At 31.6% G+C, this 25,709-nt stretch carries 32 protein-coding genes; 7 read left to right on the forward strand and 25 right to left on the reverse strand.

The window, feature by feature from the left end:
* The first annotated feature begins 78 nt into the window (after positions 1-78).
* The 7 genes from FNW38_RS07875 (at position 79) to FNW38_RS07905 (ending at position 6,505) form a co-directional block, all read left to right on the forward strand.
* Positions 79-1,386: a PH domain-containing protein gene (locus tag FNW38_RS07875; protein ID WP_235890169.1), complete on the forward strand. Its 1,308-nt coding sequence runs from the start codon at positions 79-81 to the stop codon at positions 1,384-1,386.
* 70 nt (positions 1,387-1,456) lie between these two features.
* The gene (gene menA / locus FNW38_RS07880) at positions 1,457-2,407 is read left to right on the forward strand and encodes a 1,4-dihydroxy-2-naphthoate octaprenyltransferase (protein WP_143387336.1); all 951 of its coding nucleotides are present in this window, start codon (positions 1,457-1,459) and stop codon (positions 2,405-2,407) included.
* A 53-nt stretch (positions 2,408-2,460) separates the two neighbouring features.
* Entirely contained in the window at positions 2,461-3,138 is a 678-nt protein-coding gene (locus tag FNW38_RS07885; protein ID WP_143387337.1) for a metal-dependent hydrolase, read from the forward strand.
* A 202-nt stretch (positions 3,139-3,340) separates the two neighbouring features.
* Positions 3,341-4,549, forward strand: coding sequence for a tetratricopeptide repeat protein (locus FNW38_RS07890; protein WP_143387338.1), 1,209 nt, complete (start codon positions 3,341-3,343; stop codon positions 4,547-4,549).
* Positions 4,550-4,739: 190 nt separating this feature from the next.
* Positions 4,740-5,033 carry a type II toxin-antitoxin system HigB family toxin gene (locus FNW38_RS07895; protein WP_143387339.1) on the forward strand — a complete coding sequence of 98 codons (294 nt, stop codon included), beginning with the start codon at positions 4,740-4,742 and terminating at the stop codon, positions 5,031-5,033.
* Positions 5,034-5,038: 5 nt separating this feature from the next.
* Positions 5,039-5,395 carry a helix-turn-helix domain-containing protein gene (locus FNW38_RS07900; RefSeq protein ID WP_143387340.1) on the forward strand — a complete coding sequence of 119 codons (357 nt, stop codon included), beginning with the start codon at positions 5,039-5,041 and terminating at the stop codon, positions 5,393-5,395.
* Positions 5,396-5,458: 63 nt separating this feature from the next.
* The gene (locus FNW38_RS07905; protein WP_143387341.1) at positions 5,459-6,505 is read left to right on the forward strand and encodes an o-succinylbenzoate synthase; all 1,047 of its coding nucleotides are present in this window, start codon (positions 5,459-5,461) and stop codon (positions 6,503-6,505) included.
* Position 6,506: 1 nt separating this feature from the next.
* Here FNW38_RS07905 and FNW38_RS07910 read toward each other — a convergent pair whose 3' ends face one another.
* The 25 genes from FNW38_RS07910 to FNW38_RS08025 all read right to left on the reverse strand — a co-directional run bounded on the left by FNW38_RS07910 (position 6,507) and on the right by FNW38_RS08025 (position 25,500).
* Complete coding sequence (locus FNW38_RS07910) at positions 6,507-7,595, reverse strand: AI-2E family transporter (RefSeq protein WP_143387342.1); 1,089 nt, start codon at positions 7,593-7,595, stop codon at positions 6,507-6,509.
* 125 nt (positions 7,596-7,720) lie between these two features.
* Positions 7,721-8,167, reverse strand: coding sequence for a DUF1572 family protein (locus FNW38_RS07915; RefSeq protein ID WP_143387343.1), 447 nt, complete (start codon positions 8,165-8,167; stop codon positions 7,721-7,723).
* Entirely contained in the window at positions 8,157-8,636 is a 480-nt protein-coding gene (locus FNW38_RS07920; protein WP_143387344.1) for a nuclear transport factor 2 family protein, read from the reverse strand. The genes FNW38_RS07915 and FNW38_RS07920 overlap by 11 nt, the downstream gene beginning before the upstream one ends.
* A 243-nt stretch (positions 8,637-8,879) precedes the next feature.
* Entirely contained in the window at positions 8,880-10,913 is a 2,034-nt protein-coding gene (locus tag FNW38_RS07925) for an OmpA family protein (protein ID WP_143387345.1), read from the reverse strand.
* 93 nt (positions 10,914-11,006) lie between these two features.
* Positions 11,007-12,785 (reverse strand): Ig-like domain-containing protein, encoded by a 1,779-nt coding sequence (locus FNW38_RS07930; protein WP_143387346.1) that lies wholly within the window; start codon positions 12,783-12,785, stop codon positions 11,007-11,009.
* Between the two features lie 672 nt (positions 12,786-13,457).
* Complete coding sequence (locus FNW38_RS17750) at positions 13,458-14,591, reverse strand: hypothetical protein (protein WP_235890170.1); 1,134 nt, start codon at positions 14,589-14,591, stop codon at positions 13,458-13,460.
* 177 nt (positions 14,592-14,768) lie between these two features.
* The gene (locus FNW38_RS07940) at positions 14,769-15,107 is read right to left on the reverse strand and encodes a hypothetical protein (RefSeq protein ID WP_143387347.1); all 339 of its coding nucleotides are present in this window, start codon (positions 15,105-15,107) and stop codon (positions 14,769-14,771) included.
* Position 15,108: 1 nt separating this feature from the next.
* Positions 15,109-15,456 (reverse strand): hypothetical protein, encoded by a 348-nt coding sequence (locus FNW38_RS07945; RefSeq protein ID WP_143387348.1) that lies wholly within the window; start codon positions 15,454-15,456, stop codon positions 15,109-15,111.
* 42 nt (positions 15,457-15,498) lie between these two features.
* Positions 15,499-15,777 carry a YtxH domain-containing protein gene (locus FNW38_RS07950; RefSeq protein ID WP_143387349.1) on the reverse strand — a complete coding sequence of 93 codons (279 nt, stop codon included), beginning with the start codon at positions 15,775-15,777 and terminating at the stop codon, positions 15,499-15,501.
* 33 nt (positions 15,778-15,810) lie between these two features.
* The gene (locus FNW38_RS07955; RefSeq protein WP_143387350.1) at positions 15,811-15,963 is read right to left on the reverse strand and encodes a lmo0937 family membrane protein; all 153 of its coding nucleotides are present in this window, start codon (positions 15,961-15,963) and stop codon (positions 15,811-15,813) included.
* Between the two features lie 62 nt (positions 15,964-16,025).
* A complete protein-coding gene (locus FNW38_RS07960; RefSeq protein WP_317130164.1) occupies positions 16,026-16,187 on the reverse strand; it encodes a lmo0937 family membrane protein in 162 nt (53 codons plus the stop codon).
* Between the two features lie 133 nt (positions 16,188-16,320).
* Complete coding sequence (locus tag FNW38_RS07965; RefSeq protein ID WP_143387431.1) at positions 16,321-16,956, reverse strand: porin family protein; 636 nt, start codon at positions 16,954-16,956, stop codon at positions 16,321-16,323.
* 224 nt (positions 16,957-17,180) lie between these two features.
* Positions 17,181-17,645 carry a sll1863 family stress response protein gene (locus tag FNW38_RS07970; RefSeq protein ID WP_143387351.1) on the reverse strand — a complete coding sequence of 155 codons (465 nt, stop codon included), beginning with the start codon at positions 17,643-17,645 and terminating at the stop codon, positions 17,181-17,183.
* A gap of 178 nt (positions 17,646-17,823) precedes the next feature.
* Positions 17,824-18,009 carry a CsbD family protein gene (locus FNW38_RS07975; RefSeq protein ID WP_143387352.1) on the reverse strand — a complete coding sequence of 62 codons (186 nt, stop codon included), beginning with the start codon at positions 18,007-18,009 and terminating at the stop codon, positions 17,824-17,826.
* 428 nt (positions 18,010-18,437) lie between these two features.
* Positions 18,438-18,659, reverse strand: a complete 222-nt coding sequence (locus FNW38_RS07980) for a hypothetical protein (RefSeq protein ID WP_143387353.1) — start codon at positions 18,657-18,659, stop codon at positions 18,438-18,440.
* A 185-nt stretch (positions 18,660-18,844) separates the two neighbouring features.
* A complete protein-coding gene (locus tag FNW38_RS07985; RefSeq protein ID WP_185963110.1) occupies positions 18,845-19,609 on the reverse strand; it encodes a DUF4382 domain-containing protein in 765 nt (254 codons plus the stop codon).
* A gap of 279 nt (positions 19,610-19,888) precedes the next feature.
* Positions 19,889-20,773 carry an MlaD family protein gene (locus FNW38_RS07990; RefSeq protein WP_143387355.1) on the reverse strand — a complete coding sequence of 295 codons (885 nt, stop codon included), beginning with the start codon at positions 20,771-20,773 and terminating at the stop codon, positions 19,889-19,891.
* A gap of 20 nt (positions 20,774-20,793) precedes the next feature.
* On the reverse strand, positions 20,794-21,570 hold the full coding sequence (locus FNW38_RS07995) for an ABC transporter ATP-binding protein (RefSeq protein ID WP_143387356.1): 777 nt from the start codon (positions 21,568-21,570) through the stop codon (positions 20,794-20,796).
* Positions 21,571-21,572: 2 nt separating this feature from the next.
* Complete coding sequence (locus FNW38_RS08000) at positions 21,573-22,331, reverse strand: MlaE family ABC transporter permease (RefSeq protein WP_143387357.1); 759 nt, start codon at positions 22,329-22,331, stop codon at positions 21,573-21,575.
* A gap of 306 nt (positions 22,332-22,637) precedes the next feature.
* Complete coding sequence (locus FNW38_RS08005; protein WP_143387358.1) at positions 22,638-23,108, reverse strand: PA2169 family four-helix-bundle protein; 471 nt, start codon at positions 23,106-23,108, stop codon at positions 22,638-22,640.
* Positions 23,109-23,243: 135 nt separating this feature from the next.
* Complete coding sequence (locus FNW38_RS08010; protein WP_143387359.1) at positions 23,244-23,465, reverse strand: hypothetical protein; 222 nt, start codon at positions 23,463-23,465, stop codon at positions 23,244-23,246.
* Positions 23,466-23,519: 54 nt separating this feature from the next.
* On the reverse strand, positions 23,520-23,903 hold the full coding sequence (locus FNW38_RS08015) for a hypothetical protein (RefSeq protein WP_143387360.1): 384 nt from the start codon (positions 23,901-23,903) through the stop codon (positions 23,520-23,522).
* A 381-nt stretch (positions 23,904-24,284) separates the two neighbouring features.
* Positions 24,285-24,512 (reverse strand): OmpA family protein, encoded by a 228-nt coding sequence (locus tag FNW38_RS08020; protein ID WP_143387361.1) that lies wholly within the window; start codon positions 24,510-24,512, stop codon positions 24,285-24,287.
* 316 nt (positions 24,513-24,828) lie between these two features.
* Positions 24,829-24,996, reverse strand: a complete 168-nt coding sequence (locus FNW38_RS17465; protein ID WP_185963111.1) for a hypothetical protein — start codon at positions 24,994-24,996, stop codon at positions 24,829-24,831.
* 30 nt (positions 24,997-25,026) lie between these two features.
* The gene (locus FNW38_RS08025; RefSeq protein WP_143387362.1) at positions 25,027-25,500 is read right to left on the reverse strand and encodes a Dps family protein; all 474 of its coding nucleotides are present in this window, start codon (positions 25,498-25,500) and stop codon (positions 25,027-25,029) included.
* Positions 25,501-25,709 lie beyond the last annotated feature (209 nt).

Raw genomic sequence — 25,709 nt, forward strand, 5'->3', positions numbered from 1 at the left:
AATTCACTCCTCTAAAAATATTTCTATCTGCCATCAGGCAAAAATAATAAATTGCGACCTAAACGCCTATACCTATATTTGAATTTTACTTTTTTCTTAGACATAGAAAACGAAGAATTCATCATTACAGAAGGAGTTTTCAATAAAACTAAAACGGCGATTCAGCTCCGTAAAATCCAACAGGTAAATATCAATCAGTCTTTTATTCAAAAAATAATTGGTGTTTATGAACTCGATGTGGATACAGCCGGCAGCAATAAAAAAGAAGGCGCCATAAAAGCGATTTCACATGAATTGGCGTTGGAATTAAAATCTCGACTATTAGATAATGAAGAAAAAAAGAGTGTAAGTGAATCTGAAGCATTTCAATTTAAGGAAACGGAAGACAAACCACTTGAAGCAGAACATCCTTTTATAAAAATAAGTTTTTTGAGTTTATTAAAAGTTGGAATCACCTCTAACTATGAAAGAAGTATTGCTTTATTGCTGATTTTTTTTACTACTCTTTATGAGAATTTTCAAAATTTTGGAGATGAAAATGGTATTTATAAAGAAAGAGTCGGGTCATACATAGACGAAAATTTAGTTCTTCAAACTATTTTATTATCGATAGTATTCTTTTTTGGTGTTGTTTTGGTTGTGAATGTGATACGTGTTGTTTTTAAATATTTTGATTATAAAATTACTAGACAAAAAGGGTCTTTATTGCTTTCTTTTGGATTGTTAAATACAAAAAGTACCATTATCAAACCCGAAAAAGTTCAGATAACAACTATTACCAGAAATTATTTCCAAAACAAAATGGGTATTTTGGAAATGAAAATAAAGCAAGCAACCAGCGGTGAAAAGGAAGAACGCAAATCAGCGATTGAAATTCCGGGTTGTAGCGAACCCGAGCGGGATGCTATATTGAAATTATTGTTTCATAAAATTCCGGAAAAAGGATTGATGCTTCAGCCTAATTTTCGTAAACTTGTTTTTTCAATTTTCTTGACAATAGGTTTACCTTTGTTTGGTTTTATAGTTGTTGGTTATTGGATTGAGCCAGTTTTTTTTGAGTATGGTTATTTAGTGCCTGTTTATGTTATTTTTATTGGATTGATCCAATATTTTAAATTCATAAATAACCGACTATTCATCAACGATAATTTTATAATAAAGCAGAGTGGGGCCTGGGATGTTAGTAATGAGATTATTGAGCCAAGCAAAATACAGGCAATTTCTACTTCTCAGCTTTTCTGGCATAAAAAGTTGAATATAGGTTCCATAACGTTGCATACGGCTGGAGGAAATATTGCTTTTCAGTTAGGGAATTACATAATAATAAAACAACAAGTCAACCTTTGGTTGTACGAAATAGAAACTTCCGATAGTAATTGGATGTAAACAAAATAGTTTAAGGTTTAAAGTTGTTGTTACGACAAACCTTAAACCTTAAACTTTTAAACAAAAAGATATGAAACACTGGATTGAAGCTGCACGTTTACGAACATTGCCCTTGTCAGTTTCCGGAATAATTGTAGGGAGCATGTATGCTTTGGCACACCCAACGGACAACATATTGACGCCAACGGAAGTCTTTAATTGGAGGCTCTTTGGCTTTGCCATATTAACTACACTTGGACTGCAAATACTGTCTAATTTTGCTAATGATTACGGCGACGGCATGAAAGGAACGGATAACGAAGACCGTGTTGGTCCAAAACGTGCCATACAAAGCGGCGTAATTACGCCCGAAGCTATGAAACGCGCCATTATAATCACATCGGCATTGACGTTGCTTTCGGCGATGTTATTAATTTACTATGCGTTTACAGATACTAATTTATGGTATTCCTTATTTTATTTGGTTTTGGGGATTTTATCTATAGTGTCGGCAATTCGTTATACCGTGGGAAATACAGCATATGGATATCGCGGATACGGAGATTTATTTGTCTTTGTGTTTTTCGGTTTAGTAAGCACTTTAGGGGTTAATTTTTTGTATTCAAAACAACTGGATTTTGAATTGTTTTTACCTGCAACAGCCATTGGATTATTGAGTGTTGGAGTTTTAAATCTGAACAATATGCGTGACGAAGCATCGGATAGAAAATCAAATAAAAACACGATTGTCGTAAAAATTGGCGGAGCCAAAGCTAAAATATACCATTATTTCCTAATTGTTTCAGCTATGATTTTGGTGTTGGTTTTTGCAATTATAAACCATTTTCACTTTGATCAATACTTATTTTTGCTAGCTTATATCCCTTTAACTAAACATTTAATTACCGTTTATAAAAATCACAATACTAAGGAATTAGATCCCGAATTAAAAAAACTATCGCTAAGTACTTTTGCACTTTCTGTATTGTTGGCATTGTGTATGATTTTCTTCTTTTCGGACTTGATTGTCAATAATTATTAAAGGTAAATTAAAACTCAAATCAGTCCATTTTTAGATCTTTAAATTTAATTCAAATGAAAATAACATTTTACGGTCATGCCTCTTTGGGGATAGAAGTTGGAGGCAAATACATAATTGTAGATCCTTATATTTCTGCTAATCCAAATGCATCACATATTGATATCGACACATTAAAAGCAGACTTTATCTTAATAACTCATGCGCACGGAGATCATATTCTGGATGTGGAGGCAATTGCCAAAAGAACCAATGCAGTAATAGTTTCTAATGCTGAAATTGCGGGCCATTATTGCCAAAAAGGTTTTCAGACACACCCCATGAATCACGGAGGAAGCTGGAATTTTGACTTTGGAAGACTGAAATATGTCAATGCCATTCACTCCAGTTCTTTTCCTGACGGCAGTTACGGAGGAAATCCGGGCGGTTTTGTTATTGAAGGGGAACATAAAAATGTATACATTGCTGGAGATACGGCGCTTACTATGGATATGAAACTCATTCCTATGCGTACCAAACTGGATTTGGCGATTCTGCCAATAGGAGATAATTTCACCATGGATGTCGAAGATGCTATTGTTGCTTCTGATTTCTTGGATTGTGATAAAATTTTAGGATATCATTACGACACTTTTGGCTATATCGAAATCGATCATGAAGACGCCATTCGTAAATTCTTCAATAAAGGAAAAGATTTAATGTTACTGGAAATAGGAAGTTCCATCGAATTATAATTTTTTATTTAAAGCTAATCCAGCTATACGTTGCAAATGAAATTCACTGAACTCTTATGAAAATAAAAGTATAGTGAAGTAATCTTTTTTATCCGTTGAAAAGGCTGTAAAAAGGATTTCCACTGCAAACGAAGTTCACTGAACTCAGATGAAAATAGAAATTAAGTGAAGTAATCTGGGCTAAAAAACGTTAATCAAGAAAATGAACATTCAAAAAATTGCTTTAATAGTATTAACAACTATTTCGTTTCAATCTGTTTTTTCTCAAAAAGATGGTTATTGGGATAAAACCCGCGCTACAACTGAAGAAATTACAGTTTCCGCAAGAGATAGAATTATCATAAAAACCCAAGATTTTCCTGAAGGAACTACTGAAGTAGTTTACAGAATAACACTTTTGGATAAAAATCAGCAAATGGCGGGCAGTTTAGTTTCTGTTTTAAAAGCTATTCCAGACCCAACAGGAATCAGTCAGGGTTCAGCAGGAGCTGTTTTTATCTTGTCTAAAATCTCTGGAGATGATAAATGCAAGTATGCTGTTTTTTCTAGCGCAGACTTGGCTGTGAAATACAAAGAAAACGGAAAAACTGACGATGCTTGTTTGGTTCAGGATACTCCTGTAAGCAAAGATGCGAAACGACTTTCTAGAGAGAAATCGGCTTGTATGAAATCCAATTCTGGAAATTTATGGTTTGGTTTCGAAAGTAAAAACTGGATCATGAATCAAAAAATTATTCTCGAAGTCGTGCCGTGGGTTGATAACAAACTCAGCCGCGGATGGACTCTGGAAAACAGAAAACAAATCATTGATCAATGCAAAACATCGAATATGGCTCAAAAAATGACCAATTCAGATGATTTTTGCGTTTGTATTCTGGATAAAATACAATCTAAATATAAGTTTAAGGAATTCCAAAATTTATTAGCGATAGAGCGTTCTAAAGCGTTTAAAGACTTTGGTAACAGTTGTTTTGGTGAAACAAGCTTTTCTAAAGGGGTTTATGATGATTTGCGAAAACAAGCGTCTCTATTGGTAAAACAAGGAGAGCAAGGTGGAGCAATTATGAAATTGACAACTATAATCAATGATGGAAAAGCAACCGCTTTGGATTATAATGCAATTGGAAACAGTTATATTTTAACCAAACAATATGGAAAAGCGATTAAATTCCTAAAAGAAGGCGAGAAGCTCGATGATTCGGAATTATTGATAAAACTGAATTTGGCACACGCATATTTATTGAATGATAATTATGCGTCGGCAAAAGCTATTTACAAAGAATACCAGTCACAAAATGTAACAGACAGTTTGAGCTGGATTCAAAAAGTAAAACAAGATTTTGAGACTTTCAAAAAGGTGGGCATTCAAAATGATGATTTTGAAAGAGTTTTGAAGTTAATCGAAAAGTAGATTCACTTTTCTAAAACTCATATTTTCTTAAATGTCTTATTATGGTTTAAAAACGGATTTATTGTTTTACCATATAAGGAATATAAGGACATTTAAGTCTGGATAAAATTAATTATTTTGATTTTAAATCTTTAAAAAATAATTTCCCAAAATGGGAACTTTTTTATTATCTTTGTAAAATAAATAGAATTTGAGAGTAATTGCAAAAAATACATTGAGAGATTTTTGGGTAGCTCATACTGATGGTGAACAGCAATTAATGTCTTGGTTTCAGGAAACGAGCAAAGCCGAATGGGAAAATCCCAACGTGATAAAACAACAATATCCAAGTGTAAGTATTTTAAATAATAATCGGTTTGTGTTTAATATCAAGGGAAATAATTACCGATTAATAGTTAAAATTAATTTTGACTACCAAATGGTTTGGATTCGGTTTATTGGAACGCATGCAGAATATGATAAAATTAACGCCAACGAAATTTAATTGCAATGGAAATTAAGCCTATAAAAACAGAAAACGATTATAACCAAGCTCTCGAAAGACTTGAAGTTATTTTTGATGCTAAAAACGGTTCGCCTGAAGGTGACGAATTGGAAGTGCTTAGTATTTTAATTGACCAATATGAGAATGACCATTTTCCTATTGGTATGCCAGACCCAATTGAGGCTATAAAATTCAGAATGGAGCAAATGGGATATAATCAAAATGATTTAGCCAATATTGTTGGTTTAAAAAGTCGTGCGAGTGAAATCCTAAATCGCAAACGAAAACTTTCTTTGGAAATGATCCGTCAACTGCATGAGAGGCTAAATATTCCAACAGATGTATTGATTCAGGCTTATTAAAAATAGGTGATTGGGTTATAGTAACTCATAATCTATAATTCATAATTTATAATTTATAATTTCTTGAAAGCAACCTACCACAAATACATTCTTAATTTCAAACGACCATCAGGAACTTCCCGTGGTGTTATGACCGAAAAAGAAACTTGGTTTATCATCTTGGAACAAGACGGTAAAAAGGGAATTGGAGAATGTGGAATTCTTCGTGGATTGAGTATTGATGATCGACCAGATTATGAAGAAAAATTGCGATGGACTTGTGACAATATTCACTTGGGGAAAGACTGGCTTTGGGAAGCGTTATTGGAGTTTCCTTCGATACAATTTGGAGTGGAAATGGCGTTCCAATCTTTGGCTAGTGAAACTCCTTTTTTACTCTTTCCTTCGAACTTTACAAATGGTACAAAATCCATCCCTATAAACGGTTTAGTTTGGATGGGTGAGGAGTCGTTTATGAAGCAACAAATCGAGGAAAAATTAGCAGATGGTTTTCGTTGCATAAAACTCAAAATAGGAGCGATAGATTTCGATAAAGAACTGCAGTTACTACGGTTTATTCGGGAACATTTCACTCCGGAACAAGTTGAAATTCGTGTCGATGCGAATGGTGCTTTTGATGAAAATTTAGCTTTATATAAATTAATACAACTATCTGAATTTAAATTACATAGTATAGAGCAGCCGCTCCAAAAAAATCATACTGACAGTATGGCAGAGTTGTGTAAAATTACTCCTTTTCCTATTGCTTTGGATGAAGAGCTAATCGGTGTATTTACACGGGTAGAAAAAGAGTTGTTATTGGAGAAAATCAAACCGCAATACATCATTTTGAAGCCTAGTTTTGTAGGCGGTTTTCGAGGAACCCAAGAGTGGATTTCATTGGCTGAAAAGCATAAAATTGGATGGTGGATTACCTCAGCTTTGGAGAGTAATATTGGGCTAAATGCCATCGCACAATGGACCTTTTTACAGCACAATTCAATGCCACAGGGATTAGGAACCGGAGCGCTTTATACGAATAATTTTGACTGCCCATTGGAGGTTTCACAGGGGCAATTATGGTATAAAACAGCGTTGGATTGGAAGTTTGATTTTGGTCTTTTAATGTAAATTATTTCGTAACTTTCTTTTGTTCGCCATCTCCCAGTAAAACGGATAATGTCTTTAAACTTGGTGTACGGTCGGCAATCAGTTTTATGATACTAATGAACGGGATAAACAATATCATTCCTGCAGCACCCCATAAAATGCCTCCTACAATTACCACAATAATGATGACAAGTGTATTTATTTTCAAACGGCTTCCCACTGCAAAAGGAAATATGATATAGGCTTCGAGTACTTGTACAATAGAAAAGACTATTATAACACCTAATGGGTACCAAATCGAATTATACGTTATCCAGGAAACTGCAATGGGTAAGAGTGATGAAATCATTATTCCCACGTAAGGTATAAATGTTAGAATTGAGGCTATAAAACCAAACAGAAATGGGTGTGGTACCCCGATAATCAGCAGTCCAATGCTGTTTAAAAGTCCAACTATTAAATATACCACTAACATTCCTTTGATGAAATTGTAATAGGCATGAATGGTTTCAATAAGGATTTCGTGAATGGTGCTTTTTCTTTCTGGTGGAAAAAGTTCATACAACGCATTCGATAACATCTGGCGATGGAATAGAATCAGCGCCGAAAAAACAGGAATCATTAATAGGTAAAATAGAGACTCTGATACAGAATATGCGGTATTTCGCAGCAAGGAAAAAGCTTCTGAACCAGAGTTATTGAGCATATTTTTGATGAATTCCGATTGTTTTTCAAGGCTGATGTCAAATCTTTCGGATAGGAAAGTACTCAATTGATTTATCGTTTCTGTAAGTTTAGCTCTCAAAGATTGCCATTCCTGAAGAAACTCTGAAAACTGTGCGAATAATAGATAAATTACCGCTCCCACCAAAACGGTTACTCCTAAAATGGAAATAATAATTGCAATTCCTTTGTTAATTCCCTTTGTTTGCATCCATTTACATATGGGATACAGAATAAAGCTAATGAGTAATGAAAAGCTTAACGGAATAAATAGTGTTTTACCAAAGTACAGAATCAAAGAGGCCAGTATGATGAGCTGAAGAATTTCTAAAACAGAATATTTTCTGTTTGATTGAAATGGAACGGGTGTTTTAGAAGATTGTATCATACAAATTTATATTGTAACCGTTATTCCTTGTCCCTCTTTAACTTTTTTATTCTAAAAATTAGTTGCGATTAAAGTATTAATCAAAACGAATAGTGTAGGTGTAAATTGTTTGTTAAGGCAAATTTTCAGGAGTCTAATAAACGCCTGTGGTAATTGATTTGTCCCAGATGATAGGCCAGGTGAGTGGTTAAATGAATGAGCATAAACTCAGTTGAAGTCTTGGTTTCAAAAACTAAAAGAGGAAACTCCATTTTTAATTCTTCTTCCGATACGTTATTAAGTGCATTGTTAACGACAACAATGGTTGCTTCGATTTTGTTTATTAATTCTGCTCTCGGAATATCTTTTTGTGAAAATTCGAGCGCTCTGTTTCTGATATAACCGGTTTTTCCAAATTCGGCTCCAATATAGGTATTAAGATTCCCAACCAAATGCAAGCAAAGATTCCCGGCTGAATTAGCTATCCCTTTTTGAATGTGCCAAATTTGACTTTCATTTTGGTAGAGCTCCATTTCTGCTTTAAGCTGTTTTAAATCTCTGTTGAATAGCGATTTTAAAGTTTCAATTAGCATGTTTCGTTTCTTTATACTTCTTCAATGAAAGAAGTGCTTTTTGGTGTATTTTGTTTTGAAAATAACCTGTCCATCCAAATAAATACCCCGGAATTCCTAATGCCTGCTTGGACCATTTCCAGATATCAAAATCATCAGTATGCTTGATAATTAGCCCATCCTTAAACTGAAATTGCGCATGAATAACGTTTACCACTTTTCTATTGGTTTTACTAAAGTTGTAAGTTGCTATCCATCTGACAGAACCAAGATATTCATCTGCTTTTATATCTGAGAATTCAATTTTTATATTTCCTTTGCTTTTTTCCATCAGCATTTTCCACATTTGACAAACATCATTTTCTTTTAATAAACCAAATACAGGATCACGAAACTGAATCGTTGGATGATAATATTCACACATTGTTGAAGCATCAGCATTGGCAAAAGCAGAATAGAATTTAATAAGATTTTGTTTGTTTGGGGTCATATATGCATAAAGTGAATAGTAAAAATAATAATTTTTTTGTTAAAATTTAGGTTTTAAAACACTAATGTAAAAAAAATAGATGCGGTTCATTTCTAATTTGAACAAATCAATGGTGTTGATTGGTTGTAATTCATCGATTTGCTTTGACTATAGATTTTAAATTTTAAACAAAAAAAGAGGATAGACTTTTAAGTTTCTATCCTCTTTTGTAATTTATAAAAATGTATTCTCTGTTATTTTGACTTATTTAGCAGCAGGAATAATATCAATTACTACTGTACGATTGTAAAAACGTTCTTCTGGAGTTTTGTTTTCAAAAGGAGATTTGTTTTCATCCTCACCGTATCCGAGTACTTCAAATTTTACGTCGTTTCTACCCGTTTTAGATAACCCACTTTGAAGAATGCTTTTCACATCGTTTGCACGAGCAAGTGATAAATCTTGATTGTGAACTTCTTCACCAATAATATCCGTATGGCCATGAATAATAACTGTCGCACCAACAGGAATTTTTGGTGTTACTACATCAGTGAGGTATTTTTCATAGATGGTAATCGCTTTAGATTTATTAAATTCATAAATAATACTGTATCTCAGACCTTCTTCCATTTTTGTAGGAGTCCAAAGTACCATATGTACCGAAGTTTCTTTTTCTATAATTTTACCACTTTTAGTTTGACCAATCATTTTCACTTTGTAATCACCTTCCGGACGGCTGCCTAAAATTGATTTTCCAGGAATACTAACTTCTTCCTGAGTATAAGGTCCAAAAGACTGTACTTTTCCTTGTTCGTCAGCTATTTGTAATGACCATGAAGATAATGCTTCACCAGCTCCTTTATTATTGAAGGTAACATAACTTTCAACAGGGGCTTCTTGTAGAGGAACAATTTGTACTGGTTTCAATTGGGTATCAGGGCCACTTTGAAATTCCATCAATAAATCTGGAGAAGCACTTTCGATAGAAACTCTACGATCTCCTTCACGTAGCAATTCTAATTCTAATGTTGCACCTGGTTGTTCAGATGGGATATTTGGTTTGTTTTGACCTTTTGTTGTAATTCTAGAAGGATTTATGACAAATACATTTACCAAATAGGTTTTGATTGATTCTGCCATTGCAAGACCATCTGCAGGACCTTTCTCTGATGAACCTACCAAAGTAATCGTTGAAGAAGGATTTTTTTGCATACGGTCTCCAAGGATGTTTAGTACATTATAATAAACAATCATTTGACGTTTTGAACGATCCGACAAGTTTTTTGGAACAAATACTTCCAATTGATCTTCTTTGAAATCTTTAACCTGATCTTTCGTTAATAAAACATAACGATTTGGGATTTCAGTTGATTCAGTATTGAAAAACACATAGTTTCTAAGTGGGAATATTTCACTCATTCTTCTTTCTCCAGGAATATTAGCAGGAGAATTTACAGAAAATTGAACTTCGCGATCTGGTAAAACATCTGTAGATTCTTGAATATTGCGCCCTTGTCCAAGTTTAAGTGCAACTCCCGCTCTAATTGTAGTTATATTCCATGTTTCTGTTGAACGTGGATTTTGACCAAAATAAGGTTGAAAAGAAACAAAAGGAGACAATACAAACTGTGTCTTGTTACTATCTGAAGAAAGCGGAATATCATAGCCAGCACCAATTTGCATTGACAAAATAGTTTTCTCAATCTCACTAAATTCACCTGTTACTGCTGGAGAAGGTGCCTGATCAGGAAATGCTGGGTTAATACCTAATTGATAGGTAAACGATTTATCTAAGTTGAAAGCCAAACGTGGACCTCCATAAAGATAGAAATTAGATTTGAAAGGAGCAAAGCGCACGCTTGGTTCCACCGTAATGTAACTTAAATCAGTAGATAAATCTGCTGGACAATCACATGCCGTTTTTACTTGGTCAAAAGAACCTTTACGGCTATCATATCCAGCTTGAAGCATAACGCCCCATCTTGAATCAGCAGGACGATATTCTAAAAGTGGTGCAATGAAAAGTCCAACACCATCTCCCTCATGAAACGTAGCCGGAGGCGTAAAACCAGCATTCAACTGATGAGTAGAACCCTCGTAAAAATTGAAATTGGCTCCACCAGCAACACCAAAGTACCAAGAAGGTTTCGCATATTTAACTTCTAGTGTTTGTTGTGCCTGAACTGGTGTTTGAACGCTTAACCATGTCAATGAGACTACTAAAAGTCCTTTGATAGGTAAGTTATTAAGGGACCAAGAATTGCGTAATCCCTTTTTTAAATTATTTATATTGTCCATGTTTTTTTATTTTGTTTGTTTCATTTTTTAAATAATTCCCGTCCTAAGACGGGATAAAATTGTTTGGCTGTAAAAACCTTTAGTATCAAATACCTAGTTATTAGGTACATTAATAGTTGTATTTACCATAGTAACTGAAGCCACTAGAGAAATCGCTCTACCATTTAGTACCGTTAAAAAAGGATTTGTACTATTGGCAGGAGAAGACAAAGTCACTCCAGAATTGGCGATAATGTTTCCAACCATAACTCCACCACCGGCGTAGTTAATAACAGCTGCTGTACCAACATACCAATAAACATTATTAGGATTACCAACACCGTTTAAAAATGTAACACTACTTGGCATTGAATCACCTACTGTTAAAGTCGAAGGTGCTTGAAAGTACCATTTTGCATTGGGATCACCATTCGCATTTAAAGTAAGATTTCCGTTAGTTATGCTAAAAGAGCTAGAGGCTGTATAAATACCAGGAGCTAACGTTAATCCACCTAATTCACCAGCACCCGGATTAGCAACGCCACCTGGCATTGAAGCTGGAGAAATACTGTTATAAAGATCTCTCGCTGCATTCAATCCAGCTAATGCAGTTGCTGCTTTAGTAGCATTTCCTGGTGCAGGTGCATCTGTAAATATTCCATCAGTTACAACTCCATTATTTAATGGGGTTACGGTATAAACATCTCCACTTGTACCATCTGTAAAACCTGTTACTAAAGTGGAAGCGGCGGTTGTACCGATTGCACCGTTAACCACAGTTAATAATCCTTGATTGGTTATTCCGGCATTTCCTCCAAAAACTCCAAAAAACAAACCGCTTGTAATTATTGGGGATGGAGTAGCTACATTTGCTGTGGTAAAATTCCAAACATAGTTATTCGCTAATGGAATACCTGCTGCACTTTTAGCACCAGTTGTAATGGTAGCTGTATAAACAAGTCCTGGATCAAGTGAATTTACCGGGTTAAATGAAGCAGTATTGCCACCGGTATAAGTAACAACACCCGGAATTATTGTAGTACCTTGTTTCAAAGTAAAAGTAGTTGTATTTATAGTCAAAGGATCCATTGCTAAGCTAAAGTTAGCTGTAACTGTTTTGTTTAAATCAACTGCTATAGCATTATTAAGCGGATCTGTAGCAGTAACTGTTGGTGCAGGCACTGTAGTAAAACTCCATACATAATTAGTAGCTAATGGTGTTCCTTGTAAACTTTTAGCACCTGTTGTTAAAGTAACGGTATAAACAGTATTAGTGGTTAATGGATTTGTTGGTGTAAAAGATACTGTTGATCCAGTATAAGTAATTACTCCGGCAATCGTGTTTGTTCCTTGTTTTACAGTAAATGTTGAATTGTTTATTGTCAAAGGATCCATTGGTACACTGAATGTTGCAGTAATTATTTTATTAAGAGCTACGTTTATTTCATTATTTGTTGGATCTGTAGTAATCACGACAGGAACAATAATCATCCCGGTAGCAAATGTCCAAACATAATCTGTTTGAAGCGCATTACCCATTACATCTTTAACTCCTGTTGTAATTCTAGCAGTATAAGTTGTATTAGGACTAAGAGGACTTGCTGGAGTAAAGGTAGCTGTTGTCCCACTATACGTGACAATACCGGTAACAGCAGTTCCATCAGCTTCTGTAATAATAAAAGTAGATAGGTTAATCGTTGATGGATTTACTGCTTCATTGAAAGTTGCAGAGATTATCTGATTAAATGGAATGCCTAAAGCGCCATTTGCAGGAATTGTAGATTCTACAATAGGGCAAACGCCTACTGTCTCTACGAAATCGTCTTCTGCACAACCAGAAATTAATGCAATAAATAGTATTGCAAAGGTTAATAGTAAATTTTTAGTTTTCATTTTTTTTTGATTTTAGGGATTAAGTATTTTGTATAGCAAAGATTGTTTTGTTATTGGATAAAAGAGTTATACAATTAAAAATAGAAGTTGTAAAATTCACACATCTAAAACGTTAATGCTTTATGTATATAGTTAAAAATCAATAACTTGTTTGATTTTATTATGTTAACATTGTGTTACAGTACTTAAATTGTTCTTTAAAAAAGGCTGAAATAGACAAAAAAAGTTTGTATAGAAATGAATTGTAGTAGTAATTTTTTTAAGAAAAAGGTCTAATCTAAAATTGAAGTTATAAATGAAATGGTGTTTAAATATCTAAAATAGTTACCTTAAAAATGGAATTCATTTTTTGGATTGTAACAAAAAAAAATCGAGATTTCTAATTCTCGATTTTATTGTATTATTATTTTAAATATGACAGTCTGCAATATGTTCCAAAGGATAAAGTATGGCACACAGATAACACGGATTGAACGGATTTTGCACAGATTTAAATAACAGTTTGATTCACCAAGTAAAAAAATCCGTGTAAATCGGTATAATCTGTACAATCTGTGGGCTAATATTTATGCTTTATAAATGTACAAACGACGAAAATTGTATTCGAAATGATTTTAGTCCGCATTACGGATAGTCATAATTTTAAAAATTAAATGCCCAAAATGATTTTAGTTAAGCATATTTTTTATTTTTTCCTTTTTGTTCCAAATGGGAAATAAATAGGGTTAGTTCTTTTATGAAAGAATCGAGCATCAAAGCCGATTGTTTTATGTGATTTAAGAATTGGATATGTTCATCAGGTGAATTTATTGTCTGATCAAGTAAATAAGATAAACCTAAAATATTGGCTATGGGCTGTCTGACTTTGTGTGAGGTCATAAACATCATTTCCTCTAATCCTTTTATATATTCTTTTTGATATTCTTCGGCTCTTTTAAGCTCTAAGTTAGTTGTTATTAACTCAGCTGCCCGTTTTTCTTTTTCTTTATTTTGAAAAAGAAGTTCTCTGTTAGCAATGTTTAGTTCTGCTGTCTGAATTCTTCTTTCTTGGTTTTTAAAAGCAAGTTTTTTATTTGCAGTATCTAGTTCTTTAGCACGTTCTTCTTTCTCCAGGTTTTGAAAAGCAAGTTCCTTATTGGCGATAATTAATTCTGCAGCTCTTTTCTCTTTTTCTTCGTTTTGAAAAACAAGTTCCTTATTAGCGATAATTAATTCTGCAGCACGTTTTTCTTTTTCATCATTTTGAAAAGCAAGTTCTCGATTAGCAATAATCAATTCAATAGCTCTTTTTTCTTTTTCGTCGTTTTGAAAAGCGAGTTCATTATTGGCGATAATTAATTCAGCGGCTCGTTTTTCTTTCTCTATGTTTTGAAAAGCAAGTTCCGTGTTTGCAATAATTAGTTCAGCAGCTCGTTTTTCTTTTTCGTCGTTTTGAAAGGCAAGTTCCGTGTTAGCAATAATTAGTTCGGCGGCTCGTTTTTCTTTTTCATCGTTTTGAAAGGCAAGTTCCGTATTCGCAATAATTAGTTCAGCAGCTCGTTTTTCTTTCTCTTCGTTTTGAAAAGCAAGTTCCGTGTTAGCAATAATTAATTCAGCAGCTCTTTTTTCTTTTTCGTCGTTTTGAAAGGCAAGTTCAGTATTAGCAACAATTAGTTCAGCAGCTCTTTTTTCTTTTTCGTCGTTTTGAAAGGCAAGTTCAGTACTAGCAATAATTAGTTCAGCAGCTCGTTTTTCTTTCTCTTCGTTTTGAAAAACAAGTTCCTTATTCGTAATTATTAACTCTTCCTTTTTTATTCTCGTGTTCATTTCCGTTTAATTCAAAGTTTTTTAAGAAAAAATAATGCGAACTTATAAAAAGACTTTCGGCTTTAATTGTGTAAGTCTATTAATTTTTTTGAAGTATAAAGTAATTAATAGTTTTCCGTCTGGTTATAAAGATAAACTAAATAATTTATAATCAGAATTCAATTTGTAAGTGAATTTTTAAGATTTTAAAGTATCAGAATGTTTTGTAGCAATATTAGTTATAACGAATTGTAATAGTGTACCTAATATTTTTTTTATTGGATTATGGGTTGATCCTACTAAAGCTTTTTTTGTAAAGTATCCCGTTGCCATCCCAATTGCATTATTAATTAAGTTCCCTTTTATATTCGGTGAAGTAGTCATTTCAGTAAAAGCACTTTTGATAAGGTTTAAAAGCTTTAAACTTTCATACGTTAACTCAAACTGTTCCTTTAAAGCGTATAATTCTAAAGCCTGCTTATTTTCTAAATATAGGATAGTTTCATCTAGTAAATCTGTTTGGTTTATCTTTTCCATACTATTTCTTTTTAAGCAGTTTAGTTATAATGAAGTTACTGATAGGAATTTTAATCCATTTATCTTTAAAAGTATATAGTATAATTGAAATTAATAAATAAACACTGGCTACTATAAAAAAGCCAAAATAGGATTTCCCTAATAATTCACCTATCCATAAGGAAAGTCCAATATTTACAAGTAGAACAAACATAACAGCAACAATAGCAACAGTTAATCTTGAGAGCAAAGAAGACATGACATCCGCTGATTTGTCAATTGCATTTAGCTTAACCAATTCTGCGGTTGTTCTTGTATAATCTTCTGCTTTTTCAAAAAGCGTTTCTATTGATGCTGTAAAGTTGTCCATGATTTAATTTTTAATTGAAATTTTTAATATTTAAGTATCTCATTAGATATTTGTATTTTTAATTTCGTTTTTTGCATCATAAAATTTTGATTTTCCTCCAGCAATTAAAGTTTCACCTTCATTCCAAATTTTTTCATATTTTTTATTTATGGTACCTAATAATGTATCCAATTTGTCTTTTAACTCATCGGCATAGTCATTACTTTTATCCATAATTTTTTTTCTCGTTTTCTCGCCTTTATCTGGAGCTAACATAATTCCTAATATTGCACCTACTGCAAGACCACCTAAAACTCCTAATACTATTTTATCAGTTTTCATAATTATTGATTTTATTATTATAATTTATTTTGATTAAATACCTCTACCCTGTATAAGTCTTAATAGTATTGCTATAACTGCAATAACAAGAAGTACGTGAATAATTGATCCTAAGCTAAATGCAAAGAATCCAATTGCCCAAAAGATTACTAAAATAACTGCGATGGTGTAAAGAAGATTTCCCATTATTTCTATTTTTAATGATTTAAATTTTATTTGTTGTCGTATATTTTTATAATAACGATTGATTATGTTTTTCTATCCTGTATAAGTTTAAATAGGATTGCTATAACTGCAATGACAAGAAGAATATGAATAATTGATCCTGCACTGTATGCAAAGAAACCAATTGCCCAAAAGAGGATTAAAATAACTGCGATGGTGTAAAGAAGGTTACTTATGATTTCTATTTTTAATGATTAATAAGTTAAATTTTTTGTTTAGTAAAGTTATAAAAATAAATTATATAGTACTGTTTTACAGTATTTTATAATATAAAAATTAACTTAATATTAAAAATTTATTCTGTTGTTTTCAATTTGATTAAAATGAAAATGCAGCATAGAAACTCAAGACACTGTTTTTAGCATCTGGAGAAGTAAAGTTATTTGCTGAATCATCTTTTCCAATTTTAGTCAATCCATAATTGTAACGTACTCCAAAACTAACCGGCTCTAAATCTAGACCAACACCTCCTGCAAGGCCTGCATCAAATCTGTTGAAATCATCTGTGTCAATATTGTCTTCGAAGTTATAACTACCATCATCTGATTTATTAGTCGTTTTACCACTAATCAAATAAGCAGCATAAGGTCCAGCATGAATATTGAAATTCTTGGTAACATTTACCACTAATAAAAGCGGCACTTCAATATAATCTAATTTAAATTGTGCAGTTCCACTTACAAAGGCGTTATTGTAAACTAGTTCGGCTCCTTTTCCAGTGTAAGAAATCTCAGGTTGTAAAGCGATATTATCTGCAATAGGTAATTTAGCATAAAAGCCCACGTTAAATCCAGTTAACACATCATTGTCATCAACATCGTCAGTGTATAGGTTAGAGAAATTTACTCCACCTTTTATACCTGTTTTTGTTTCGTTTTCTTGCGCTTTGGAACTGGTAAAAGCCATAAAAGTTAATACTAAGGAAGCGTAAATCAGTGTTTTTGAATTTTTCATATCTGTTTTCATTAGATTTAATTTATTGTAAATTTGATACTTACAAAGTTGAGAATGATAAAGAAGAAAAGTGTTACAATACTTTTTATAAAATTTATATTATTCACACCTTTTAGTAATCACGGGGTTTCTTAAAAGTTTGTTTTATACTATTCAGGAATAATTTGAACAAAAAAAGGCGAGTTAAAAAAACTCGCCTTTTTAAAAATTATTTCTTTTTTGTATTAATTTTTATTGTCAACCGTCATGTCTTTTAAAGCCTTACCCAGTTCACTCATATCATGATTGTATTCGCGTTTAAATGATTCCCAATCACTGCTTCTATCATTTTTATAGGTTTCAACTTTAGCTTCAATATCGTTGTTTTTTTGTTCCAGTTCCTCAATTTTTTTTGCATACATCGCATCAATTGAATTCCCGGTTTTTTTCATCTTGGCTTTCAACTCCGCTATTCTAATTTCATTTTCATTGACTTTTGCAGCAGTTTCGTTTTTGAATGTTTGCCATTCTTCTGCAGTTGCTTCTTTTCTTGCTTCCATCAATTCTTCTTTGGCTTCTTGCACATCTCCTCGAGCATCAGCTACTTTATCTTTAGCTTCCTGTTCTTTTTTTGTAGAAGTCTGACATCCCACTAGTACTGATCCTGCCATAAATGTTGTTAGAGCAAGAGTATAAATTGTTTTCTTCATTTGGAATAATTTTAAGTTTAATTTTTTTGAAGTGATTGAAAAAGCTTTTTCTTTTACCATTTTATAATTCAGCCTAGAACAATTTAGTTATGCTAGGTTGAATTATTTAACGGTATTAACCTAAGATCAATGAGATAGAAATAGTTGCAAATAATAGGAAATATTAAAATGCAATTATTTAAAGGGATTTAATAATTTTAAGTAATTCCTCCTTGGTTTTACTTAATTTTATTTGAAGTTTTCCAATCATTTCCTCTTTCATACCTTCTTTAAAAAGTAAATCATTTTCAGTTAAAGCTGCGAATTTTTGTTTTAATTTTCCTTTTTGCTCTTCCCAATTTCCTTCAAGTTCTATAGTATTCATTTCAATTTTATTTAAGTCACAAAAAAATATTCGTAACACTACAAAGATGCGAGAATAGGTAATAAAATGACTTATAGAATTTTAGATAAGACTTATATTATTCACATATTTATTTCAGAAACGAGACTTAAAATTGGATAATAATTAAATAGGAATCGGTATTTCAATTATTAAATATTGTGATTTTTCTTTCAGGATTATTTAAGAAAAATTTATTGTTTTTGGAAAAATGATAAATAAAATATTTTCATCAAATTCTCTGTTTTTATAGAAAGCTCTATTGTTTTTCGTTCCGGTTTTATTTCTGAATTTATTAGGTATTGTTGGCTGTTTTAAGGCATAATTACCAGTTAAGCGGAAAATTGGTTAAATGATTTTTGGATAATAACTAAACTTAAAAATATAATTTCATAAATAATGGCTCCAAATTATTTATCTTTTATGTCAATATGATTTGGAACATATTCTTTTAGTATTGAATTCAAAGATTCATAATAATCTTTCAGCGTTTTAATATTTATTTTAGGATTAATGATATCAGGAATAGTCACAGGCATTTCAATTAAATATTTTGATAATTCAGGATATTCATTTTGAATTTTCAAAGTCATTTTTAGAATAGCATCATTAAGTTCTTTTTCAGTTTCCATAATAAATTGAAATTTTAGTTATTTAGAGAAGTATTTTTATTCGAATCCTAAAAAAATTAAATCATTAAAAGCATCGAATATTAATGATGCTTTTAATGATTTAAAAATTTATTTTCTTGTTAAAATTGACACTCGATTTCCATTTGAAAATGGAGTGTCAATTTAAATGTAACCTGTAATTGCTTTTATAACAGTGTTATAGTTCCTATGTCAGCTGTTGCACCTGCTGTTACAATAATATCAGTTTTGGTAGCAGCGACAAAAGGTGAAGCAGGAGTAATGGTTATGCTATAGGTTCCAGGAGGAAGTCCCATAACTAAAAATTCGCCATTCTCATTTACATTTGTTGAATAGGATAGAGCTGTGGCTGAAGTTGCTTCAACTACCGCCATTGTACCTATTGGAGTAATTTTACCTTTTATAGAACCACTTATTGCGGTTTCTATTGTTCTGATAACCGGTTTTAATTTATAAGTCCCATTGCCTGTACTAACAATAGATTTGTTTGCATCAAAATCAAGAAGAACACTATACAAGATACCTTGTTGAAGCGTTTGATGAACTTGAAGTTTTAATCCGCTTTGCTCAGCACTTGGAGTGCTCAAAGGATAACTTACATTATTAAGGACAACCGTATTGTTTGTTCCTAATATAAGTCTTATTTGTCCCACTTTGGATACTTCTAATGAATCAGTAGCAATTAGAGTATCAACTCCGTTAGAAAAATCAAGTAGGTTATAAATACCTTTTTTTACATTTAGTGAAACAGTTTCTCCTCCTTCGCCAGTTATTTCTACACCTTGTATGTCAACATTTACTTCATCATATGGGCCTGGTGCATCAGTCAATCGTACAGCATAAGGATAACTGGATTTTGTATCATCACTGTTACATGAATTTATTAATAATCCAAGCATGATGAAAGACAGAATAATTTTCATTTTTTTCATTTTCATTTTTTTTAAGTTTATAAAACATTTTCTTAACTAAGTAAAGATAGTACCAACTTGAAAGCGAAGTGTTATAGAATTTTAGTATAAAGTTGTAGGATTCACTCTTTGAAAGTTTGAAAAATAAGTATTTTCTTAAACTATAGATTTTCCTATTTCGGTAAAAAGTTCTAATTTTCTTTTTAAGCTGCAATAAATTAGAATACATTCTTTGTAATATTTTTTAACGATACTTTTAGTTTTGAATGTTTAATTGCCAGCGAACTTTTTAAAATTAAATTATTTTGTCACTTCATTTTCATCAACAATTTTTAATTCCTTTTTCATTTCTAATTCTTCCTGTCGATCTAATTCCTCCAGTTTTTTATTTTCCTCTTTTCTCTTTTTATTGAAATAGCCTCTTAATAGAAAATTATGTTTAGCAGCCTCTATAACTTCATTAAGTCCCTCTGTTCCTGTTTTGACATTTGTTAAGGTTGAATCAATCGTTCGCCCCATTTTTTCATCAGTAACTAATTTGGATAAAGCACCTTTTCCACTATTCATTTTAGTAGTGAAATTGGCAAATTCATTTGAACTGCTTTCTAAGTTCGCAAGCGTTTGTGTTATACTGTTAGCAAACTCTTTGTCCGTCATCAATTTAGATACCATACCATTTCCAGTGTTCATATTGGAACTAAATTTTGCAAGTTCGGTTGTAATAATTCCGGCATTATCTACACTGGTTTTCACACTGCTCATAACGTCTTCCATATCTATAGCTTTTCTCGAGGCAATTATGTCATTGTCTTTTACCATTTGCTTAGAGTTAGCACCAGCATAGATAGTTAATACTTTATCCCCCATTAATCCATCCGAACCAATACTGGCTATAGCATCAGTTTTAATAAACTTTCGTACCTCCTCTTTTATCAATAATTTCACTACCACAGATGAATCTGTAACTAATTCTATTTCGCTTACCGTTCCTATATTGATACCTGAAAACCGTACATTATTACCCACTTCAAGACCGCTTACGGATTTAAAGTTTGATTTTAAATGAAACGTTGAACCAAATAGATTTTTTTGTTTTCCAACAAAATATAATGCTGAAACAAAAAGTACTAATCCAATTATAACAAACATTCCCAATTTCCATTGAAACCCAGATTCTTTATTCATAACTTTTAATTTATTTTTTATTAACTAAAAAAAGAACGTACCCATTCGTCGTCACTTTTCTCGAGTTCTTCATAACTGCCCTCAGCATGAATTACACCATCTTTTAAAATCATTAATCTATCGCTGGTGTGTTTTGCACAAGCCATATCGTGCGTAATTATAATAGAAGTTGTTTTGTTTTTTTTCTGTATATCTAATAATAATTCACTTATTTCTCTGGAAGTTATTGTGTCCAATCCTGTTGTAGGTTCATCATACAATACTATTTCAGGTTTTAGAATCAGTGTTCTTGCAAGTCCAATTCTTTTTCGCATTCCGCCTGATAGTTCAGAAGGCATTTTATCAATAGCATCCGCTAATCCTACATTCTCTAATACTTCTCTAATTTCAAGCTCTAACTCTTTAGGAGATAAACCCTTTACATGCCGTTTTAAAGTAAAACCAAGATTTTCCCGAACGCTCATCGAATCATATAAAGCCGCATTTTGAAAAAGAAATCCAATCCTTATCCGAATCTCATTGAGTTCGTTAGTATCTATTTTTGTGATGTCGGTATCAAATACCTTTATTTCTCCCTTATCTGCAACTACCAATCCCACTAAACACTTTATAGTTATTGATTTGCCTGATCCGGATCTTCCTAAAATCACTAAGTTTTCTCCTTTATTTACGGAAAGATTAATTCCTTTCAACACCTCATTTTTCCCAAAAGATTTATACAAATCCTTTATTTCTATTACGGGAACATTTTTATTAGTTGCTGTCTGAGAATCTGTATTTGTTTTTTCTTGTATCATTTTTAGAAGAATAAATCAGTTAATTGAACCGCAATCATGTCTATAATAAATATAGTCAGTGAAGCTGTTACTACTGCTGAATTGGCTGCTTTACCCACGCTTTCTGTTCCATTTGCTGCCATATAACCCTTATAACAACCTATCATTCCAATAAAAAAACCAAAGAAAAAAGTTTTAATAGTCGCTGGAAAAATATCCAAAAATGTAATTGATTCCAGAACTTGGGAAGTGTAACGAAAGAGGGTAACATCACTATGCATATTCAAACCTATATATCCACCATACATTCCAATACCATCTGCGAATATCACTAAAAGAGGAACCATGATTGTAGTGGCCAAAATCCGTGTAACTACAAGGTATTTATAAGGATTTATAGCTGCAACTTCCATAGCATCAATTTGTTCTGTCACTTTCATCGAACCTAACTCTGCACCAATTCCGGAAGAAATTTTCCCGGCACAAATTAAGGCTGTAATCACGGGAGCAATTTCTCTTATTAGCGAGAGCGCAACCATACCAGGTAACCAAGATTCTGCACCAAATTTTGCCAATGTTGGTCTCGATTGGAGTGTAAGTACTAATCCCATTATAAAACCAGTAATAGTTACTAAAGGCAGAGATTTATAACCAATTATATAGCATTGTTTAATAAACTCTTTTATTTCATATGGGGGTGTAAAGACTTCGCGAAAAAACTGTGTTGTAAACAGCGTTACTTTACCAACATCGTTAAAAATATTTTTTAAATAAATAATCAAAATAGTATGTTTTAATTGAGATTAATGAATTGTATGCGGTTGATAGATTTTATAATTTATTTGATTTTATGAGTAGAATAAAATCACATTTCTAATTTTAATAATTTCCAGATTGCCGAACGCAAGAGGAGGTATGTAGGAGGTAGGATTCAATCTTGGTTTCTTAAACCAATGATTTCTATTAGACAACAATAAAGCCCTAGAAAGTATCTTCAGAATCTTCAACACTTAAAAAAACAATATGTATTTTGCTTATTTAGAGTACTATACTTTCAAAAGATGACTATTCCTTAATTTAAATAATGTTTAATAGAAATGTTTATTTTTTATTAATACATCTCTTAAAACTCTTATTTTATTATTGTCTATATTGATTAATAGGTATTGCTTTCTTAACATAATCTGTTGTTCAAAATTTAGATTTTCAAGATTATGAATTAATACATTATTATAGTGTTCTTCGGCTCTGTTTTCATTAGACTCACATGAATTAATTATGTCCTTACAATCTTTACAAATAAATGCAGTCTTTAGATTAATCCAAAACTTAAAGAAAAACCCATTAATTTTAATTGCTTCTTTTGGAATTCCTCCTAATTTTTTAATTTCCTTTATAAGTTCTGATTTGCATTTTTGACTGGTTTGTTGAAATTCAAAAAACATGTTTTTTAAGCTATATTTTTCTGTCGCTTTTGAAGCAGTTTTATACCCTTCGATTCTATCGTTATTAATTTTGATGAGTGTATTTAACACTTCAATTGATTTATCTATATTCATTTTTTTTATTTTTAAATTATTGATTACCAATTTTATGCATTCTAATTAAAACATAGTAAAGGTGAGAAGATAGAAAATAAAAAGTGTTACATAACTTTATAAAGAAATTATAATATTCACAGTTTTTTAGAATAGTTAAACGCTTTTTTTATTGCCAATAACAATCAAAACAACGCCAACTACAGCTAGTACAACACCTACGATGGGTGACCATTCTAATGGATGATTTACTTCTTTATTTATTTGGATTGGACCTAAGTCAACTACTTTTTCAGTAGTTACAAGATTGAAGCTATTGTATAGCAACATAAGTACTCCTATTATTGTCATTATGATTCCTATGGTTCTTGTTTGCATTTTTTTTATTATTTAAAATTATTTATGTTTAAAAGTGATTTTGTGAAAATGAAATTAGGCCCTTGAAAAATACTCTCTAACAAAATCATGTTGTTGATTTTCCGTCATTTTATCAGTATTTTTAATTTCGAATTTAATTTTTAAAAAACGTTCATCTTCACTCAAAATATCAAATAGCTCCACTTTTGCATCAGTAGGACCAAAGAGAATTACACGTTTATAATTTTTTATCGCTTCACCTATCTTTTTGTAATAATCAGAAAGTTGTTGCTTCTGTTTATTATGCATCAAACTTTTGCTCTTTGCTAAACTTTTGTTTTTCAGTTGATTTGTAAACTTTGATTCAATGGTTTCTATTTCAAAGTGTTTTGATGTAAATTCCATTAAATGAGCAATGGAATGATCCATCCAGACACCTAATTTTTTTGTTGTTTTCATATTGATTTTTTTTATGATAATAGATGTTATATGGTTTAGCAGCTAATTATAATTAATGAATTACAATACTCTAAAGTTCAGTGATCTATTGCTAAAAATCATTATATAACTTTATGGAAAGATTATATAATTCACATGTTTTTAAATTATGAGTAAATTAATTAATTTAAAAGAATTGGAATTTTTATGGAATTGTTTAGACTTTAATTCGAACTGATTTTAGAATTGACATTTGAGTGTTTATTAATTCAAATAACAAATTCAAATGGTGTGATTCATTAAAATAATAATTGAAAAAACTATCGTTACTCCACAAAAAAAGGCTGTTATCACCAACAGCCCCTTAACCAAACCCAAAAAACCAACCTAATCTTACTATCTTTAGTAGTTCATTTTCAACTCTACTCTTCTATTTTTTGCACGACCTAAAGCAGTTTTGTTACTCGCTATCGGTTTACTTTCACCAAAACCAATTGCTGTCAATCTAGAGCCCACAATATCTTTTTCCATTAAATATTTTTTTACACATTCAGTATGTTTTTGAGATAATTCTAAATTGAATGCATCGCTACCATTGCTATCTGCATGACCTTCAGTAACTAGTTTTATTAATTAAATTTACTAATTCATCCAATTGTACTAAAGAAGCAACTTTTAATTTGTTGTTATTATTTAAAGCAAAGATGGCTAACATGGAAACGATAAATGTTATAGAACTTCAGTAATAAGTTACATCATTCCCACATTTTATTATTGCGTTTTCAATTCAAAAAAAAATTAGATAATCCTATTATAAATTTCAAAAAAAATAGAACCATTAAAAACTAGTTTTCAATTAACCGCTCTGGGAGGGAGGTTTGAAAAAAGTTTTTTAATGGTTCTAATTTATATTTAAAAAATAGAGAGAACTTGATTAAGTAAACAATTACATCATTTTGCCGTTTACGATTTCATCATATTTGGCAAAGTTTTCTTTTTCAAAGTCAGTTTCTATTGTCGATTGATCTTCTTCAAGATATTTTTTGGGAGTTATTTTTCCAACTTTACAATAACTATTTGAGGCTAAGTAAACTTCGTTTTCTGATTTTTCCATTTTATTTATGAATTAATTTTTTAGTTTAAATTAGTCTAAATATCTCCTTAATATCCAGGACATTGTTTCGTGTGCTTCCATCAAACCTGTTAGGAAATCTGCAGTTCCTGCATCCATGTTTTCTTCAAAACTTATGTCAACATCTTTTCGTAAATGAAGAATAATAATTTCATGATCTTGTAATAATTCCCTCAACATATCTTTTTGAGCAGGATAATGATTTGGTGATTCTCTGATTATTGTTAAATCTGAAAACTCTTTCATTGTTCCAATAGTTTTTCCGCCTAATTTGCTGACACGTTCCGCAATTTCATCAATTGATTCTTCCAACTGTTTGTATTGACCTTCAAATAATTTATGAAGTTCCATAAAACTTTCTCCTGATACGTTCCAATGGAATTTTCTTAATTTGACATAAAGAGTCATTTCATTTGCTAAAATTGAAGAAAGAATCGCAATGCTATTTTTTAAATGTGCTTCTGTTATTCCAATTTGTGGTTTCATAATTTCCATAATTTTATTTAAGTTATTATACTTTTTTAATGATTTCATCCAAATTCTTTGTTTTTTAATTATCAAAGCAGCGCAGGACAATTAAAAAGAATTTTATTTTACAAAGTTCATTTTATTTCTTTCGAAAAGTATTATAAAATTACAAAAATAAGTTACATCATTCACACCCTTTAGTTTTTATATTATTCTGATATTCATTA

This window comes from Flavobacterium gawalongense (assembly GCF_007097265.1).
GTDB classification, from domain to species: Bacteria; Bacteroidota; Bacteroidia; order Flavobacteriales; family Flavobacteriaceae; genus Flavobacterium; species Flavobacterium gawalongense.